Source organism: Bacillus cereus, from assembly GCF_015071065.1.
In the GTDB taxonomy this organism is placed as follows: domain Bacteria; phylum Bacillota; class Bacilli; order Bacillales; family Bacillaceae_G; genus Bacillus_A; species Bacillus_A cereus_BA.
Map to the genome: position 1 here is coordinate 1 of NZ_VOVA01000007.1, position 19264 is coordinate 19264.

Sequence of the window (19264 nt, forward strand, 5' to 3'; positions counted from 1 at the left end):
TGTCTGCCGCTTTAAAAGCGACTTCATCATATTAACATCTTCATTTTTTGATGTCAACTATGTTTTTTAATTTCTTTTTTGTCGTTTTCTGCGTTTCCGCATCAGCGACGTTTATTAATATACCATCATGGTTTTTAAATAACAAGTATTTTTTATAAAAAAATACAAAAAGTTATCTATCCTACTTTCTTCTATAGAAAGAACCCTTATCCTTTCTACTGAAAACATCCATTTTGATTGTATACAAGTTACTATACACTATCATCAACCAGGCGGTATTTCACAATAAGTTCCTAACCTTTAGTCCTCTCCTTTTTAAATTTTACAATTACCACAGTTCTACTTAAGAAGGACAAATACCATTTAAATGTAGAGTAACTAAAAACGAAACCACTATACTAGAGCAAAACTTTAATTAATGCTTTTTCTCGCCAATCAGGAATTTCACTCCCACAAATAACGAACTTCCCCTCGAAATATTAACTTAAGATTATTGTTAGAATTTTTTTACATTTAATTAGTGAAAGATATCCATTTTTTGTTATATAGTAAGAAAGTGCCCACGAAACTATAAATAAACTACTGGAGGAATTATCTTATGGATAGGTTAACAAAATTTTCATTAAAAAACCGAGCCGCTATTATTATCATGGTTTTTCTCATTTCCATACTCGGCGTTTATTCCGGCTCTAAATTACCTATGGAATTTTTACCAAGTATCGATAACCCTGCAATAACTGTCACGACATTATCTCAAGGGCTCGATGCTGAAACGATGACCAAGGACGTAACTGATCCCCTTGAAAAACAATTTCGTAATTTAGAACATATCGATGGCATCACTTCTTCCACTCACGAGGGATTATCACGCATCGACATTGCATATACATCCAAGGCGAATATGAAAGACGCGGCACGCGAAGTCGAAAAAGCAATGAATACAATTAAATTACCTAAAGATGTAACTAAGCCTGTAGTTAGCCAATTAAATACTTCTATGATTCCACTCGCTCAAATTACCATCCAGAAGCAGAACGGATTTTCAAAAGCTGACGAAAAACAAATCGAGAAAGAAATCGTACCACAACTCGAAAGCATTGATGGTGTTGCCAATGTTATGTTTTTCGGAAAATCAACTTCCGAATTATCCATCGTACTCGATCCTAACCAACTAAAAGATAAAAACGTAACATCAGAGCAAGTATTAGCAGTTTTACAAGGAAAAGAAACTTCCACTCCTGCCGGAGCAATTACCGTTAATAAGGAAGAATACAACCTTCGTGTCATCGGAGATATAAAAAATGTAAATGACATTAAAAATATTACCGTTACACCTCAAGTAAAGTTACAAGATGTCGCTCAAATTGAACTAAAACAACATCATGATACAATCTCGCACATAAACGGAGAAGAAGGAACAGGATTAGTCATCATGAAAGAACCGAGTAAAAACGCGGTTGCAATCGGAAAAGAGATTGATAAAAAGATTAAAGATATAAGCAAGCAATATAAAGATCAGTTTTCTATTAAACTTCTAGCTTCAACTCATGAGCAAGTTGAAAATGCTGTTACTAGTATGGGCAAAGAAGTAATCCTTGGGGCACTTGCTGCAACTCTCATTATCTTAATCTTTTTACGCAGCTTCCGAACAACACTCATCGCTGTCGTTAGTATTCCATTATCTATTTTATTAACACTATTTTTACTCCATCAATCTAACATCACACTTAACATTCTAACTCTTGGTGGCTTAGCCGTTGCCGTGGGACGTCTCGTCGATGATAGTATCGTTGTAATCGAGAACATTTTCCGTCGTTTACAAAAAGAAACCTTCTCTAAAAATATTATTCTTGAAGCAACGAAAGAGGTCGCAGTCGCAATTACCTCTTCTACTTTAACAACAGTCGCCGTTTTTTTACCTATTGGTCTCGTTTCAGGAGTAATCGGAAAACTAATGTTACCTATGGTATTAGCAGTTGTATATTCTATCCTTTCTTCTTTAATCGTTGCGTTAACAGTTGTTCCACTTATGGCTTTTCTACTACTCAAAAAAACAAAACGTCGCAATTCACATTCTTCACCGCGATATGTCGCTACATTAAAGTGGGCTCTTTCTCATAAATTTATCATTCTACTTACTTCGTTTTTATTGTTTGCAGGATCCATTGCAGCCTACATATTACTACCGAAAGCGAACATAAAGTCTGAGGACGATACAATGCTATCCGTTAATATGACATTTCCAACCGATTATGAGTCCGAAGCTAAAAAACAAAAAGCCTTTGATTTTGAAAAGAAACTACTCTCTAATTCTGATGTAACAGATGTTATTTTGCGAATGGGATCTAGCGCAGAAGATGCACAATGGGGACAGACAACTAAAAACAATCTTGCAACTATATTTGTAGTCTTTAAAAAGGGATCTGATATCGACCAATATATTAAAGAATTAAAAAAAGAGCATAATGCTTTTGAACCAGCTGAATTTGATTATATAAAAACTAGTTACTCTGACTCCGGAGACGGAAACAACTTACAATTTAACGTAACCGCTACTAACGAAACAAATTTAAAAAGGGCCGCTAACATCGTCGAAACAAAACTAAAAAGTATGGACGCTCTCTCTAAAGTAAAAACAAATATAGAAGACTCTAAAAAAGAATGGCAAATTCATATCGATCAAACAAAAGCGGAACAACTCGGTTTAACACCAGAATTAGCAGCACAACAAATATCATTCCTTATGAAGAAATCTCCTATTGGGGAAATCTCAATCAATAATGAAAAAACAACTATTATGATAGAACATAAAAAGGCATCCATTAACAAACAAGAAGATATTTTAAACACAAACATACTATCACCTATTAACGGACCAATTCCTTTAAAAGACATTGCAACTATTTCAGAAAAGCAACTTCAAACAGAAATCTTCCATAAAGATGGGAAAGAAACGATACAAATTACTGCAGAAGCTTCAAGTGAAGATTTAAGTAAAGTAAGCGCAGAAGTAAACAAGGCGATAGCCGACTTAGATTTACCTAACGGAGCAAAAGTAAATATCGCAGGTGCTACCGAATCTATGCAAGAGAACTTCGCTGATTTATTTAAAATTATGGGGATTGCAATTGGGATTGTATATTTAATTATGGTTATCACATTCGGGCAAGCACGTGCTCCTTTCGCAATTTTATTCTCCTTACCATTAGCTGCTGTCGGTGGTATTTTAGGATTAATCATTTCAAGAACACCTGTTGATGTAAATTCATTGATCGGCGCATTAATGTTAATCGGGATTGTCGTTACAAATGCCATTGTATTAATAGAAAGAGTTCAACAAAATCGAGAAAACGGTATGGAAACAAGAGAAGCCTTACTAGAAGCAGGATCTACTAGATTACGCCCAATTATTATGACAGCTATAACAACAATCGTCGCTATGCTACCACTCCTATTCGGTCAATCTCAAGCAGGAAGTATGGTATCCAAAAGTCTAGCCGTCGTTGTAATCGGTGGTTTGGCAGTCTCAACCGTTCTTACATTAGTAGTCGTTCCCGTTATGTATGAACTATTAGATAAAATCGGGAGAAAAAGACGCTCCCGCAGAAAAATAAGTACTTCTACAGAAACACCTGATATTTAAACTAAAAGGCGTTATCTTCATAATTGAAGATAACGCCTTTTGGAATTCCCTACCTATCGATATAATCCAGCACTTTTTTCAAACGCTACTTCTGATTCTACTGACTTATCTTATGTTCACGTGTTTGTAACCTACGATTAATTTCTTCTATATTATTAAGATAACATTCAATATATTTATATGTAGCACCATACTTCCGCCATAAACCTATTCCTTTTCAAGCATCCCCTCATAGAGACATGGACTATCTAATCTAACACTATGTTCTTGTTCCAACAAAAAACCTATCAGTTCCCACTCAATATCATCGTAGACTCCCCCAACAACTGTTGATTCAATCCCTTTTGCCGTTAATGATTGTAATAAATGGCCGTAAAAAAACTCTCCGTTTATAAACAGAGAGTTCTTACCTTCAATTTATGCCGCTTTTACCTTCTTCGTCGTTTTACTTTTTCTTTTCGTTCCTGTAAAACGCTTGTGTAATACAGATGCTACGAAACGAGAAATGATATTAAAGAGTAATACCATAATAATTAATACAGCTGCAGATTTCGTTGCAATTAACTTCGCATCCGGGATAATCCCTTCAGAGTTTAATTTCCAAATGTGAACAGCTAACGTTTCAGCTGGTCTAAATGGATTTAAAGGATGCGACGGACTTGAGAAGTCCGCTGCTGAATTTAAAATAGGTGATGTTAAACCCGCTGTATAAATTAATGCCGCAGCTTCACCGAATATACGGCCTGCCGCTAAAATAATACCTGTAATGATTTGTGGTAACGACGTTGGGATAATGATACGGGCAATTGTTTGCCATTTCGTTGCACCTAGTCCAAGACTCGCCTCTTTTACATTATGAGGAACTTCAGAAATCGCATTTTCACAAACACGTGTTAAACCAGGCAAATTCAAAATAGTTAAAGCAAGAGCCCCACCCATTACTGTGTATCCCCAGCCTGTCATTGTAACAAATACTAACAAACCAAATAATCCAACAACAATAGAAGGTAAAGACGCCATTGTTTCAATACATAAACGAACAAAACTTAAAAAACGACCTTGTTTTGCATACTCCGCTAAATATATTCCAGCTCCTAATCCAAGAGGAATAGATATAATAAGCGTTATAACAAGCATGTAGAAGGAATTGAATAACTGCGGACCAATGCCACCACCAGCTCTTGTATTACTCGGTTCTCCGAATAAGAAACTAGGATCCCAAAATCCCCATCCCTTTTGTAGAATTTCGTACATTAAAAAAGCCAGCAAAGCTACAACTAAAGCTGCAACCGCATAAAAGATACCTGTCCAAACTTTATTTACCGTTCTTGCATTCATTATTATCGCTCACCTCTTTGACCAATCGCTCGAATTACTAAAATAAACAGGAATGAAATAACAAGTAAAATCATTGCTAACGTCCATAGCGCATTGTTCCAAGCTGTTCCGTTCAATGTATTCGTCATATCCATTGTCAGAATACCCGTTAACGTTGCTGTTGGACTATATATTCCTTCCGGTAATTTAATCGTGTTCCCGATTACCATTTGAACCGCTAACGCTTCACCAAAAGCACGCGCTAATCCTAAAACTATACCTGTTAAAATCCCTTGTTTTGCAGCAGGAACAATAACTCGGCTAATCGCTTGCCATTTCGTCGACCCTAGACCGTAAGAAGCTTCCAAGTAATCAAACGGAACAGAGCGTATTGCATCAGAGGCAATACTAGCAATAGTAGGTAAAATCATAATACTCAGGACAATAATACCCGCAATTAAACTAAAGCCCACTCCACCGAACGTATCACGTAATAGAGGAACCAAGATCGTAACCCCTAATAATCCGTATACAACTGATGGAATACCAACTAATAATTCTAAAACAGGCTTTAATACTTTATTCCCAAACTTCGGCGAAATTAAATTCATGAATATAGCAAGAGCTATAGCAATTGGTGCACTAATGACAACAGCACCTAACGACACAAGCGTCGAACCGACAATAAAGATTACAGCACCATACGTACCTTGATCAGCATTCGGGTTCCATTTTGTCGAAGTTAACACCTCAGAAAATGAGATACCACTTTGCGTGAAAGATTGAATTCCTTTGCCGCAAATAAACGCAATAATAGCTAATGTAATAAAAACAATAAAGATACCGCAAAACGTAACAAGTGATCTACCTATATATTCACTCTTTACGTAATTAATTTGTTTTTTCCCCTTCATCACAGGACAGACCCCACTTCATAGATTGAAATGAACAGGGCTGGCCTTGCAGCCAGCCCCATAAAATTTTATTACTTATTTAATTTAGACATTGGGATGTAACCCATATCTTCTACTTGTTTTTCGAAATCTTTACCTTTTACATAGTCAATGTAAGCTTTTGTCGCTTCTTTTGCCTCACCTTTAGTTACCATGTACTCGTAAGACCAGAATGGATATTTACCAGCAGAGATGTTTTCAACTTTCGGTTCAGCACCATCAATTTTCACAGTTTGCAATGCACCTTTTTTATCGCCAACCATGTAAGACATTGCTAAATAGCTGATTGAACCTGGAGTAGAGTTAATCGCTTGCTCTACTGCACCGTTAGAATCTTGTGTTGTACCAGTTCCATCATTAATTTTAGCTTCTTTCATAACTGTTTTTTCAAATGTAGCACGTGTACCAGATGAAGCTGGACGATTAATTACATTGATTTTTTCATCTTTTCCGCCTAACTCTTTCCAGTTTGTCACTTTTCCAGTGAAGATATCTTGTACTTGTTTTGCTGTTAAGTTATCAACTTTTACATCTTTATTTACGACAAGCGCGAATGCGATACCCGCTACCTTGTTATCTACTAATTCTTTTGCTTTTTCAGCATCTTTTATTTTATCTGAAGCTGGAACATCCGAATTACCAATTTGTACTGCACCAGATGCTACTTGGTTAATCCCTGTTCCACTACCGCCACCTTGAACTTGAATAGAAACTTTTGAATTTTCCTCCATGAATTTCTTTCCAGCTTCCTCCGCAAGAGGTTGAAGAGCTGTAGAGCCAGCCGCTGCAATCGTACCTGATAATTCTTGTTTTGCATCGCTACCTTTAGCAGCTTCCTTATTATCCGTACTTTCTGCTTTTCCACATCCAACTAATGCACCTGCAACAACTAAAGCCGCTAAAGAAAATTTAATACCCTTTTTCATAATCATGTCTTGTACCCCCATTTGGATTATCACTTTTCGAATTCATCTTCTTTCGAACACAAATTCATTGTAGGACAAAAATATTATGTGAGTGTTAAGCAATTTTTAAGTTTAAGTAAATGGAGGTAACATCCCATAAAAGCTAGACATTCCAACATTTACAGTTAAAAAAGCCAACAAAACCCACACTAAACACGCAGTATTGTAAATTTAATCTTAACAATGTAAATCCAATGTAAATATTTTTCTTTATTTTGCCCTTTAGATTAAAACTATATTTACAATTCCCTTATATTTTTTAACTTTTACACTCTTACTTCATTTACATTAAGAAGAATTCCAGTAATATTTTTCGGTACAACTAAATAAATTGGAACAATTCTAAAAATATTTGAATATTTTTAAAGTACTAATTGACAGCATCATTAAATGTAGTCTACTATATTAGTATCAAAAAGTTTACCTAAGGAAACTTTTTAAACTAAAACTAAAAATATAGAGATGAGGTAACTTTTATGGTATCGGCTAATACTAAACCCCTTTCCGAATTCAGAACAGGGGAATTTGTACAAATTGAGAAGATACAATTAGAAGGAACTATGAAACGACGCTTATTAGATTTAGGCTTTTTTCCTGGAGCGACAATTAAAGTATTACAACGCAGCCCACTTGGAGACCCAGTCGCTTATCAAGTAAGCAACACAACTATTGCACTGCGTAGTGAAGAAAGCTCCCTTATTTTCGGGATATTAATAGGAGATGATTTCAGATGAGTAACCATCGCATTGCGTTAGCTGGTAACCCGAATACCGGGAAAAGTACATTATTTAATACTTTAACAGGCTTAAAACAACATACTGGAAACTGGACGGGGAAAACTGTTTTAAAGGCTGAAGGGGAATATAAGCATAGCGGAAATATATATACAATAATAGATTTACCTGGAACTTACTCACTGTATTCAAATTCGGCAGATGAAGAAGTCGCACGAGATTATATTATATTTGAAAAACCAGAAGTAACTGTAGTTGTTATAGACGCAACTGCAATGGAAAGAAATTTAAATTTAGCACTCCAAGTGATGGAAATGACAAACGATGTGGTCATTTGTATTAACTTAATTGATGAAGCGGAGAAAAAAGGAATCATTATTGATGAAAAGAAATTAGCAAAATCACTTGGTGTACCGGTAGTTAAAATTTCAGCCCGAAACCGAGTTGGTATCGGTCACTTACTAAGCGTCATTGCTAAAGTAGCCACTAAAAAACTCATTCCAACACCAATTAAAATTACTTATAATGAAAAAATTGAAAATATGATTCAAGAATTAGAACCACAAATTTATGAAGTGTTCGGTGGTACGTATCCAGCACGTTGGATTGCGCTACGTATTTTAGATGGAGATAAAAATTTCTTAACTGCACTTCAAAAACATCATAACGAACCACTTGTAAGGGAGGTCGTAATAAATGGAATCTCACTCAGCCAGTAAAGCACTTCCGCTGGACTATATTGTTCAACATGCACAAACACTTTCAAAAGAGGACATACGAGATGATATTGTCGGAGATATTTATCGAACCTCCGCGAGTATATGTAAAGAAGCTGTCCAATATACGAATACTGATAAATTGTATCGTTCAGAAAGATTAGATAAGATTTTCACTTCTCCTATTTGGGGATTTCCAATTATGCTCGGTATTTTATCTATTATTTTTTATCTTACAATCGCTGGTGCTAACGTGCCATCCGAGATGATTGCTGAGTTTTTTGGCTGGGCCGAAGGATATTTAACATCTTGGTTCCAAGCGATACATGCACCAGAATGGCTACATGGCGTTTTAATACTCGGTTTATTCCGTGGTACCGGAGCCGTTATTAGTGTTATGTTACCACCTATGGCCATTTTCTTCCCTATGTTTGCCCTATTAGAAAACTACGGATATTTACCACGTGTTGCGTTTAACATGGATCGTTTATTTAAACGCTCTGGCGCGCATGGGAAACAATCTTTAACAATGGCAATGGGGTTTGGCTGTAACGCTGCAGCTATTATGTCAACACGTATTATCGAATCACCACGTGAACGTATGCTTGCTATTTTAACAAACAACTTCGTCCCATGTAATGGACGCTGGCCTACATTAATCTTAATGGCTTCATTATTTATGGCCGCTGGATATACAGGCAGTATGCAAACACTTGTTACTGCCGGCGTTGTAGTTGGAATGGTTGTAATTGGTGTTATTGTAACTTTAACTGTTTCTTGGGTTTTATCTAAAACTGCCCTAAAAGGCGTTCCAACTCACTATACGTTAGAGCTACCACCATACCGTAAACCAAAAATTTGGAATACAATTGTACGTTCAACGCTCGATAAATCAATATATGTTTTAAAACGAGCTGTAATTGTAGCTGCACCTGCCGCTGTATTAACTTGGATACTCGCAAATATTTTCGTCGGTGACACAAGCTTACTTATGCATTTCGTAAACTTCCTAGATCCATTTGCTAAAATGTTAGGACTTGACGGATTTATTCTAGCAGCGTTTATTCTTGGACTACCAGCTAATGAAATTGTTATTCCGATTTTATTAATGTCTTACTTATCAACTGGTGCTTTAACTGAAATAGATGATTTTAATCAAATTAAAAATCTATTCTTAGAACACGGTTGGACTTGGTTAACTGCGTTAAACACAATGTTGTTCTCACTTCTTCATTTCCCATGTGGAACAACACTGGTTAACATATATAAAGAAACAAAAAGTGCAAAATGGACATTTTTATCGTTTGCAATCCCTACTGTTATTGCCATTGTTGTTACATTCCTCTCTACACAATTGGTACATTGGTTAGGGATTTTATAAAAGCAAAGTATACATAGAAGGTATCCCCCTTCAACATATACTTTGTGCATAAAAGGAACCTGAAACTTATTCAGGTTTCTTTTTTTGCGCATCCTTTTTCCACGGCTGAGCACCATATGTTGTAAGTTTTTTATGAATCAAATATACAGCCCCTGGAAGAACCGCCATTAATATCGTGCAACTAATTCCTAAGCCAGTAAACAACTTAAATCACCTTATTTCACTCTCTTCGGTAAAGCCGAACCCGAATGTTCAATTGTTGGATGGACATGAACAATAATTTCAGCATCGCTAAAATAATTTTCACCTTGCTCCCAATTTTTACTTATTTTTTTCCATTCTTTATAATTATGCCGCTTATACACTTCTCCTAACCCTAATACATCAACCCTATATTTTTTTTGAACAAGCTGAATTGATTTTTGGATACGCTTCTCCATTTCTTTCGCGATATTTTCCTTTATTTTTTTTTCATTCATAACTTGCTTATGATCACTAAAATGCAACTCAGCCAATGTCCCTTCCATAAATAAATGAATATTGAACTTCGGTTTTGTAGCATTTGCAGTGGATACTTTAATATTTCGGCGCATCTTATGAATTTCATATGTAATAAGCTGATTCTTTTTACGAATGGTAAAAAAACCTCCAATTTTTTTACCTATTACATAGTTCATTCCTAATGTTTGTTCCCCACTCAAACTCCCCACACACTTATTATCCTTTCCGCGAAATAAAGCTGCACCTTCCATTTGTACCCCTTGTTTCGTTAATCCTAAAACAGGTAACGCAAAACTTCGCCTTGAAATCATTTTTTCCTGCACTTCACCAATTCTTGCCGCCTCAATCATTTGGGCATTTTTCGGAGGATGTTCAGCTAACATATCAATGTACTTCGCTGGTAAATTTTCAGGCTTTGCACTTTGTTTTAAAATAGCCTCTGCATTCTTTTTCGAAACGAACAAACGAATATTTCTTCTCATTTCATGATCGCGAATATATATATCTAACGTATTTTGTAAAACATATGGATTCGCAAGTAATTCTTCTGAAAAAATTATCACTTGTATATGCGGAAAGAATAATGAGCGACTAATTTTCGTAGCGATAATTCTTATTTGTTCAAAAACGCTATCTGCCTTTGCACTAACATTAATATAGTTTTCACTATCTCCATCCCCCTGCCCACCTTGTGGCGTCAACTTACTCGGAAGCACCATTTGGTATGTACCTTTCATAACTGGATTAGATTGCTTTTCTTTCACAATGTCGTAAGCCGCACCTACCACAAACCCTCTTTCTTCAATCTCTTCTAACTCAGAACACCCACTTATAGAACTAACAAAAACAACGCATAGCATAATTTTAAGAAGGTGTTTCATTTTTACCATTCCTTCTTTTCATTTTATATACAATCAAAACTAACAAAGGCGCTAAAAGTATGAGCCCCATATCTATCCAAGCTAAATAAGTTCCATAATTTGATAAAGTGTCCAAATTACCAGGTATCATATTCACCATAAAAATAATAGGGGCACTTACAAAAATAAAAATATGTTTCTTCACTTTCGGAAACATAGCACAAAATAATAGAGAGGCAACGTCATAATACATTGCGGTAGTATTATAAATAGTAATAATCCAAGTAGTAAAAAAAATTGCATCAAATCTTTCTAAAAAACCTCCCCCGATTTCAATTTCCTTTCCTAATTCAATTGTAGGATACGTCAATCCCCTCGTTGTCATATATGAAAAAACAGTAATGCATGTTAAATAAATTAAGATGTAGGACAGCACGGTTACCATTATTCCTTTAGCAACTGCGAATGGCGCTTTTTTCGCTGTTCCATTTAACATCACTGCATAAAACAGAGCAACCTCAAATCCGATAAATGTAAAAATTGAATTTTTAATTCCGACCGCATATTGACTCGCTCCCGTTTGAAAAGCAGGGAGTAAATTATCTATTTCCATTAAATTCACATTCAACAAAGATAACAGCAATATCGCGATTAAAACAATCGGTAAAAATAAAACATTCAATCTTAGTAAAGCTGCTCTTGATCCAACCACTCCATAAATGACAACTAACAAAAAAAAGAAAGACAGCCACTGTATTGGTGTATCACTAAATAAATATGTTTGTGAAATAATCGCAATTTTCCGGGCCTCATATGCCGTCAAAGATGCAAACGTTAGTACAAAAATAATGCTAAATGTATAAGCAACAGGTTTTGTCAAATGTTCACTTGTGTACTGGACAAAGTTTTGTTTAGGAAATAAAATAGCCACCCTTGTTACAAACCATCCAAAACATGCACATATCAAGCCACCTACCAGCAAAATGACCCATCCATCCGAAAATAAAGTTTGCGCAGCAATATCTCGTGGCATAGATAATGCACCTATACCGATAATTGTTGACGATACCGCAAAACCAAGTTCCCGAGATCCAATTTCTTCATCTCCGTATTCAAATGGTTTCAATTTACTTTCTCTCCTTTGGACGTAATGTATCATCCTTAGTTTGTAAATATTCTGGTCTCTCTTTCAACATTGATGTCGGCAAACGAACAATTTCCTCTTTCCAGTCTTTATAAAATGCAGGAGCGATTGGAGTCGTATAAGGCACTCCAACACTTTTTAAATTCGTAAGATGAACTGCCAGTGCAATGAGAGCTAAAATAATCCCATATAACCCAAAAGCAGTCGCAGCTAATACAAAGACGAAAAGTAAAATGCGAAACGTAATGGTAATGCTATATACAGGAAGTGAAAATGTAGCAATGGCTGTAACAGCAATAATAATAACTAAGAACGGATTTACAATCCCTGCATTCACCGCTGCTTCTCCAATTACAAGACCACCTACAATCCCAATTGTTTGTCCCATCGGTTTCGGTAGTCTAATTCCAGCTTCTCTTATTAATTCCATCGTTAATGCCATCATTAATGTTTCAATATATGCAGGAAACGGGACACCCTCTCTTGCCCCCGCAATAGAGTAGGCTAACTTAGAAGGAATAAGCCCTTGATGATACGACACAAGCGCTACATACATGGCAGGTAATAAAACCGCAGCAATACCTGATCCCATACGTAAAATTCTTAATAACGTCCCAATTACCCAGCGCTCATAATGATCTTCTACAGATTGAAAAATATCAACAAACACTAGTGGAGCTATAAGAGCAAATGGTGATCCGTCCACTAAAATGGCCGCTTTTCCTTTCGCTAGTGCAGCCACTATATTATCAGGTCTTTCTGTATTCAAAAATTGCGGGAATGGTGATAAATTATTGTCTTGCAGTAATTGCTCAATCGTTCCTGTCTCAAGAATAACGTCTGTCACTATTGATTGAAGCCGTCGATCTAATTCGTCTACAATATAAGGGTTAATAATATCCTCTATATAGACTAGAGTTACTTCTTTTTGCGATCGCTTCCCCATAATATAGGATTGAAACCTTAACTTGGGATCACGTAAACTACGGCGAATTAACATTTTATTCACATTAATATCTTCATTTAATCCAATTCTCGGTCCACGGATTAAATCTTCTGTCACTGGCGGTTCTAAACTTCTTTTCTCCCAAGCCCTACTATTAACAACAATGGCAGTCTGAATATTATCAATTAAAATAACCGTATCTCCCGCTAAAATCGCATTTATAATATCTGGAAATGTCGTCTTCATACCGACTTCCGCAATAGAAATAAAACGATCCAACAATGTTTGAACAACAGCTACTTCATTTGGTATTTCTTCATATTGAAGTGTACGAACTACATATTTATAAACATTATCCTTATCTGTTAATCCACATAAAAAAACAACCGCACAACGTGTAAAACTACCAGCAAGAGCAACTTCTCTAATTGTTAAATCATTAGGTGAACCTAACTCATCTCTAATTTCTTTCATAACTTCAAACAAGTTACCCTTTAGCTCTAACAATTTCCCCACCTAACTTCCTTTTCAACAAGTTTTTAGTTAGATTCCGCTAATAGAAGAAAATATATACAAAAAAGAACTATCTCTTTTCGAAGATAGCTCTAACACGCGGGTTACTTTTCTACTATTATATTGTCTGTCTTTATAGATACACTTTTCGTGAATCCACTAACTATAAACATCACAATAATATTAATTAACAATGCGACTATACCTACATTCAAATCTTTTATATATTGCGGGAAACCCGGAAACATTGTAGCTATAGTAGAACCAGATAATGTGATATATGCAACAACTAACAACCCAATCCCCATCCCTGCAATCGCTCCTTGCTTCGTAATAATTTGCCGAGGAAACAAACTACATACAAGCGCAGGGAAAAGTTGTGTCACTATACTGTATCCCATTAAAAGAAGTGCCCCTATTGTTTCTCCTCCTTTAAATGTAAACAATACTGCTACGAGCGTTACTACAGGCACAAATAATTTTGCAGCTTTAGCAACTTGTCTATCTGAAGCATATGGGACCATCGTACGGTAAATATTTTTCGCTAACAATGTAGAAGCGGCCATAACAAGCATGGATGCTGGAACTAATGCTGTTAAAACTCCAGCACTACCAATAATCCCAATAAACCAAGGGTCAAAAGTTTGTAAAGCAAGACGAAATAATGAAAGATCTACATCTGCTCCCTTTAACCCTGGAACTTGTAATATAGCAGCAAAACCTGCAAAGAATACGAAAAGCAAAACTAAAGAATACAGTGGCATGATTGCCGCATTTTTACGAAATACTTTTTCATTTTTTGCAGAGAAAGCAGAGGCAAATGTATGAGGCCACATATAGAAACCGAGGGCCGTTAATATAATAGTAGAAACAAACCAAGAAATACTCATTCCTTCTTCAGGTAAAGATAAAAACCCTGGTTTCGCTGCTTCTACAGCTTCGAACATCGGCTGAAATCCTCCATAATAATGATACGGTAAATATATACCTAAAAACATAACGATGAATAGGATCATAACATCCTTCAAAGCAGCCGTCCAAGCCGAACCATGTATACCCGAAACCATTACATATATAGTTATAACAATAGCACCAATCCATACCGCAATAACAGGTGTCACTCTTCCATAGGAAGCTTCCGAAACGATAATTCCTAATCCCTTTAACTGTAAAACAAGATACGGGATAATCGAAATAACACCAATAATTGAAACAATTATCCCAAGCGTCTTACTCCTGTATTTCTTCGCAAAGAAATCTGATTGTGAAACGAGGTTATGTTCTTTTGCATACTTCCAAATTGGAGGCAATAAGAAATACGATAAAATATAAGCTAATGCACCATACCCTAAAATATAAAATGTAGGAGCTCCTTTACTATACGCCCAGCCACTTCCTCCTAAAAATGTGAACGTTGTATAAATTTCCCCTGCCATAAGGAGAAAAACGAAAATGGTTCCAAATCCTCTTCCTCCAACTGACCATTGTTCTAAATTCATATCTTTTCCATGTTGTGCCCGAATCCCTAAAAATAGTGCTAGAAATAAAAATAAAATAATGATAAGTAATGCTATCATCCTATGTCCTCCTTATTAGCCGGATCTAATAAGTACACAAGACCCATACAAAGAGACGTAATAAGCACTGATAATAGTACCCAAAATAATAAAAATGGCATCCCCAATACGTAGGGAGTGACCGAATTTGCAAATACTGGTCCAATCACTAAACAAAGAACTGGAATAAGTGCTAGCACTTGTATTTTCTTCATCTCATTCTCCTTTACTTATAAAATTCATAATGGATGATACAAAGACTTCCATTCCAATTGGTAATGCGTCTTCGTCAATTGTAAAACGAGGATGGTGATGCGGATATACAATTCCCTTCTCTTCATTTCCTGCCCCTATAAAAAAGAATGTCCCTGGTGCCTTTTGTAAAAATGCTGAAAAATCTTCTCCTGCCATCGTTGGTTGTAAACGAACAACCCTTTCTCTTCCATAAAGCTGTAATGCCGTACGTTCAATAAGCTCTGTAACCTCATAATCGTTCACAACTGGTCGATATCCATATTCATATGAAAATGTATACTTAGCACCGTAGGATTCTGTAATATGTTTTACAATCCTTTCAAGCTTCTTCTTTGTTTCTTCTCTTAATTCATGCCTTAAACTTCTCACTGTCCCTTCAATCTCCGCTTGTTCTGGGATAACATTATGGGTTGTCCCAGAATGAAATTGCGTAACAGATACTACGAGAGAATCTAACGGGTTCGTGAGGCGAGATACAATTTGCTGGATTTGCGAAACAACTTGTGCACCGATGGCGATACTATCAACTGTTTCGTGCGGAATTCCAGCATGCCCACCTTTTCCCTCTATCTTAATTCTAAAAACGTCCGGTGCCGCCATCGCCGGACCATAAATTACCCCTACCTTCCCAACCTCTAACGACGCCCAAAGGTGAGCACCAATAATGTAATCCACACCTGCCATCACTCCCGCTGCGACCATTTCCTCTGCACCGCCCGGAAAGTTTTCTTCTGCATGTTGAAATAAAAAGCGAATCTCTCCTTTAACTTTCTCTCTTCTCTCTACCAACTTATGTACTACACCAAGCAATATTGCCATGTGACCATCGTGACCACACGCATGCATCACACCTGGATATGTTGAAATAAAATCAAACTTATTTTCCTCATGAATAGGAAGAGCATCCATATCAGCACGAACCGCGATAGTTTTACCAGACTGCTTGCCAATTAACCTTGCCATTACACTATATTTAGTAGGTCGCGAAACTTCTAAATACGGGATTTTCCGAAGTATGTCGAATACAAATTGAGATGTTTTTTCCTCTTGAAAAGATAACTCTGGATACTTATGAAAATGCCTTCTCCACTCAATCAACTGATTCTTTGATAAAACAAGTTCCTTTGCGACATCCATTTCTCTTCTCCCCTTCTTCACCAAGTTAAATGTTATTATAGCGTGAACCGTTAAGTTTTAAAAGAATCTTCAGAATTTTCTATAATAAATACTTAAAAATAAAAAGCCATCTCAAGATGACTTTTCATTTTTATAAAATGGTAATTGCTTGTTTCCCCATTTGCTCCCATGCCTTCTCGAACTCAGCTCGTGGAACAGCCTTACGTGGGTTATTTGCAAGAGGATCATTCATATATACGAAATTTTGATCGTATCCAATTACGATTGCACTATGCTCATAATATGTAATTTTCACTTCTCCTGAACTTGTTTTCCACGTCTCAAAGCTATCTTCTGAAAGTGGTTTAAACGTCGTATTCACAATTACCCATACAGGTGATCCCGAACTAATTACTTTATATAAATCTTGCACTTCTCTGCCCGTTAAATTAATTACTTTTTCAGGCACATATTTTTCTGCTAAATTAAAAATCGGTTGATTATACACACCGTATCCTAACTCAGATTTCGTATAGATATTTCCAACAAATCCTTCATGGGGATTTCCACGTAAACCATTTTGTTCAAATGGGACACGATGAATTTCACTAGCGAGTTGCATCTTATCTACTTGTACACCTTTATGTTGCAGTAGCATCGCTAAACTTGTCACTTCACAACCTCTAGGTAATTCAGGTAACTGTCTAATAAACGGAACCTCTGTAATCATTGCACTTTCTTTCATCTCAGAGAAAAGGTCTAACCGTAATTCTTGTGCCTTTTTCATAATTTTATCTTTCTCGAAAAAAAACACGCCAGCAAATATAATACCGAAAATAAAAATATATTTTAACTTTTTCATCATAAACCAAACTCCATTATATCAATTATTTTAAAGGCGCAACTTCTATCATTGTACCTTTCTTCTTACTAGTTTGCTAGAAAGATTCTATGAATTATTATTCACAAATATCATTTTAAAATTCTAATTATTTTTAATAAAAAGAAAAAATAATATACTTTTTTCGGAATATTTTGCTAAAACCAAAATTATCAACCTAGTGAAAGAATTACATTTCCTTCACTAGGTTAATAAACATTCTAAGGTATTTAGTCATAGTCAGTTTTTCTTTTACATACTCAGTTCACAACATAATAAACCGAGTATGTCTTTCATCCCCCACTAATGATTAAAAGCCCAGAATGAAATCAAGTTAACACATACAAAAAAATATGGGGAGGGGCATATGAATACACAAGCAGAATTAAAATACCGCACACCACTTTACCCAATAGTTCCAATCGTAGCTTTCACACTCAATTTCCTTACATTTGTTAGTTTAGCCTTCATTCCAGATCAGAGAATTGCTCTTTCTTGCGGGATTCCATTTTTGATCATTTGCTACATTTTATACCACGTAAAATATAAAAAAGTTGTCACATTTGAACAGCAAAGAAATATAACTCGGGAAATAAACTAAATATACAAAATATTCAGCTATCTTTCTTATAATAAGATAGCTTTTTTCTATTTCTTGGATATCTTGGTATAACTTTATTTAACTTAAAATTTTCACAATCACGTTTTTCTCTGGAAAATAGTTTACAATGTAATCAAGTTACAAATGATATTCACCTTAAAAAGTGTGCATTTGTGTCTATTTTTTAACAATATGACAAAAACTATTGCCAACTATAAATTAATAGGTTTATATTGTTTTATTGGCATAGTTTCAATCCAAGGAGAAAGGAGATTTTCAATCGTGCAACTAAAGAAAGCATTTTGGAAGTTGGCTTCGCTTCTTCCGTTATCATTAGTTCTGTTCCTCGGTGGCTGTGATAAAAAACTCGCAGTATTAAATCCACAAGGACCTGTTGCAAAGGCACAGTATGATTTAATTGTTTGGTCATTCGTGCTTATGTCATTAATTATCGCAATTGTATTCATCTTGTTTACAGTCATCTTGATTCGTTATCGTGAAAAACCAGAGAATATGGACTATGAGCCACCTGATCAACACGGTAACACATTATTAGAAATCATTTGGACGATTATTCCTGTTATTATCGTTATCGCATTATCGATTCCAACAGTTAAAGCAACTTATGCCTCGGAAGAGGTGCCGCAAGAGTCCAAACATATTAAACCAGTTGAAATTTATGTTACATCTGCAAACTGGAAATGGTTATTTAGTTATCCGGAGGAAAAAATTGAAACCGTTAACTATTTAAACATCCCAGCTGGTGTGCCAATTCAATTTAAGCTGACTTCTGTAGGTCCAATGAATGCTTTCTGGGTACCAGAACTTGGTGGTATGAAGTATACAATGGATGGCATGATCATGGACTTATATTTACAAGCTGACAAACCAGGTTCTTACCTAGGTCGTAGCTCGAACTTCTCAGGTGAAGGATTTACTCACATGGAATTCGAAGTTGAAGCAAAAACAAAAGAAAAGTATGACAAGTGGGTAAAAGAAGTACAAGAAACTGCTCCTAAACTAACAGAAGATAAGTACAACGATATTGTTAAACCTGGTGTAGTTGGTCGTATGACATTCTCTAGTCATCACTTAAGTTATGTAGATCCAAAATCACTTGAATATTGTGATTACAACTACTACAAAAACAAAAAATAATAGCTATTATTCCAACAGATTGGAG

At 35.8% G+C, this 19264-nt stretch carries 16 protein-coding genes and 2 pseudogenes; 6 read left to right on the plus strand and 12 right to left on the minus strand.

What is annotated here, in order from left to right; genetic code table 11:
• Window positions 1–598 precede the first annotated feature (598 nt).
• Window positions 599–3643 (plus strand): efflux RND transporter permease subunit, encoded by a 3045-nt coding sequence (locus FT637_RS17985; RefSeq protein ID WP_193647465.1) that lies wholly within the window; start codon window positions 599–601, stop codon window positions 3641–3643.
• Window positions 3644–3743: 100 nt separating this feature from the next.
• Here FT637_RS17985 and FT637_RS29930 read toward each other — a convergent pair.
• The 4 genes and pseudogenes from FT637_RS29930 to FT637_RS18000 all read right to left on the minus strand — a co-directional run.
• Window positions 3744–4009, minus strand: a pseudogene (locus tag FT637_RS29930) (ATP-binding protein); the annotation flags it as partial.
• Window positions 4010–4060: 51 nt separating this feature from the next.
• Window positions 4061–4981, minus strand: a complete 921-nt coding sequence (pstA, locus tag FT637_RS17990; RefSeq protein WP_193647466.1) for a phosphate ABC transporter permease PstA — start codon at window positions 4979–4981, stop codon at window positions 4061–4063.
• Window positions 4982–4983: 2 nt separating this feature from the next.
• Entirely contained in the window at window positions 4984–5874 is an 891-nt protein-coding gene (pstC, locus tag FT637_RS17995; protein WP_193647467.1) for a phosphate ABC transporter permease subunit PstC, read from the minus strand.
• 71 nt (window positions 5875–5945) lie between these two features.
• Entirely contained in the window at window positions 5946–6845 is a 900-nt protein-coding gene (locus FT637_RS18000; protein WP_193647468.1) for a phosphate ABC transporter substrate-binding protein PstS family protein, read from the minus strand.
• Between the two features lie 509 nt (window positions 6846–7354).
• Here FT637_RS18000 and FT637_RS18005 point away from each other — a divergent pair.
• From FT637_RS18005 to FT637_RS18015, 3 genes are read left to right on the plus strand one after another with little or no spacing between them, the layout of a single operon-like run.
• Window positions 7355–7612, plus strand: coding sequence for a FeoA family protein (locus tag FT637_RS18005; RefSeq protein ID WP_088077541.1), 258 nt, complete (start codon window positions 7355–7357; stop codon window positions 7610–7612).
• Window positions 7609–8331 carry a FeoB small GTPase domain-containing protein gene (locus FT637_RS18010; RefSeq protein WP_193647469.1) on the plus strand — a complete coding sequence of 241 codons (723 nt, stop codon included), beginning with the start codon at window positions 7609–7611 and terminating at the stop codon, window positions 8329–8331. Before FT637_RS18005 ends, FT637_RS18010 begins: the two co-directional genes overlap by 4 nt.
• Window positions 8309–9709, plus strand: coding sequence for a ferrous iron transporter B (locus tag FT637_RS18015; RefSeq protein WP_193647470.1), 1401 nt, complete (start codon window positions 8309–8311; stop codon window positions 9707–9709). Before FT637_RS18010 ends, FT637_RS18015 begins: the two co-directional genes overlap by 23 nt.
• Before the next feature lie 66 nt (window positions 9710–9775).
• Here the strand turns inward: FT637_RS18015 and FT637_RS18020 are convergent, their stop codons facing one another.
• The 8 genes from FT637_RS18020 to FT637_RS18055 all read right to left on the minus strand — a co-directional run bounded on the left by FT637_RS18020 (window position 9776) and on the right by FT637_RS18055 (window position 17462).
• Window positions 9776–9913 carry a hypothetical protein gene (locus tag FT637_RS18020; protein WP_193647471.1) on the minus strand — a complete coding sequence of 46 codons (138 nt, stop codon included), beginning with the start codon at window positions 9911–9913 and terminating at the stop codon, window positions 9776–9778.
• A gap of 11 nt (window positions 9914–9924) precedes the next feature.
• Window positions 9925–11091, minus strand: coding sequence for a Ger(x)C family spore germination protein (locus FT637_RS18025; RefSeq protein ID WP_193647610.1), 1167 nt, complete (start codon window positions 11089–11091; stop codon window positions 9925–9927).
• The gene (locus FT637_RS18030) at window positions 11075–12196 is read right to left on the minus strand and encodes an endospore germination permease (protein ID WP_193647472.1); all 1122 of its coding nucleotides are present in this window, start codon (window positions 12194–12196) and stop codon (window positions 11075–11077) included. Before FT637_RS18030 ends, FT637_RS18025 begins: the two co-directional genes overlap by 17 nt.
• 1 nt (window position 12197) lies before the next feature.
• Window positions 12198–13676 (minus strand): spore germination protein GerLA, encoded by a 1479-nt coding sequence (gene gerLA, locus FT637_RS18035; protein ID WP_193647473.1) that lies wholly within the window; start codon window positions 13674–13676, stop codon window positions 12198–12200.
• A gap of 101 nt (window positions 13677–13777) precedes the next feature.
• Complete coding sequence (locus tag FT637_RS18040) at window positions 13778–15250, minus strand: sodium:solute symporter family protein (RefSeq protein WP_193647474.1); 1473 nt, start codon at window positions 15248–15250, stop codon at window positions 13778–13780.
• Window positions 15247–15444 carry a DUF3311 domain-containing protein gene (locus FT637_RS18045; protein ID WP_193647475.1) on the minus strand — a complete coding sequence of 66 codons (198 nt, stop codon included), beginning with the start codon at window positions 15442–15444 and terminating at the stop codon, window positions 15247–15249. Before FT637_RS18045 ends, FT637_RS18040 begins: the two co-directional genes overlap by 4 nt.
• 1 nt (window position 15445) lies before the next feature.
• Window positions 15446–16621 (minus strand): amidohydrolase, encoded by a 1176-nt coding sequence (locus tag FT637_RS18050; RefSeq protein ID WP_193647476.1) that lies wholly within the window; start codon window positions 16619–16621, stop codon window positions 15446–15448.
• A gap of 130 nt (window positions 16622–16751) precedes the next feature.
• Window positions 16752–17462, minus strand: coding sequence for a C39 family peptidase (locus FT637_RS18055; RefSeq protein WP_193647611.1), 711 nt, complete (start codon window positions 17460–17462; stop codon window positions 16752–16754).
• Window positions 17463–17862: 400 nt separating this feature from the next.
• On the opposite strand from FT637_RS18055, the pseudogene FT637_RS18060 reads away from it, so the two are divergent.
• Window positions 17863–18081: pseudogene (locus tag FT637_RS18060) on the plus strand (amino acid permease); the annotation flags it as partial.
• A gap of 282 nt (window positions 18082–18363) precedes the next feature.
• Complete coding sequence (locus tag FT637_RS18065) at window positions 18364–19239, plus strand: cytochrome aa3 quinol oxidase subunit II (RefSeq protein WP_002114212.1); 876 nt, start codon at window positions 18364–18366, stop codon at window positions 19237–19239.
• Window positions 19240–19264: the final 25 nt, after the last annotated feature.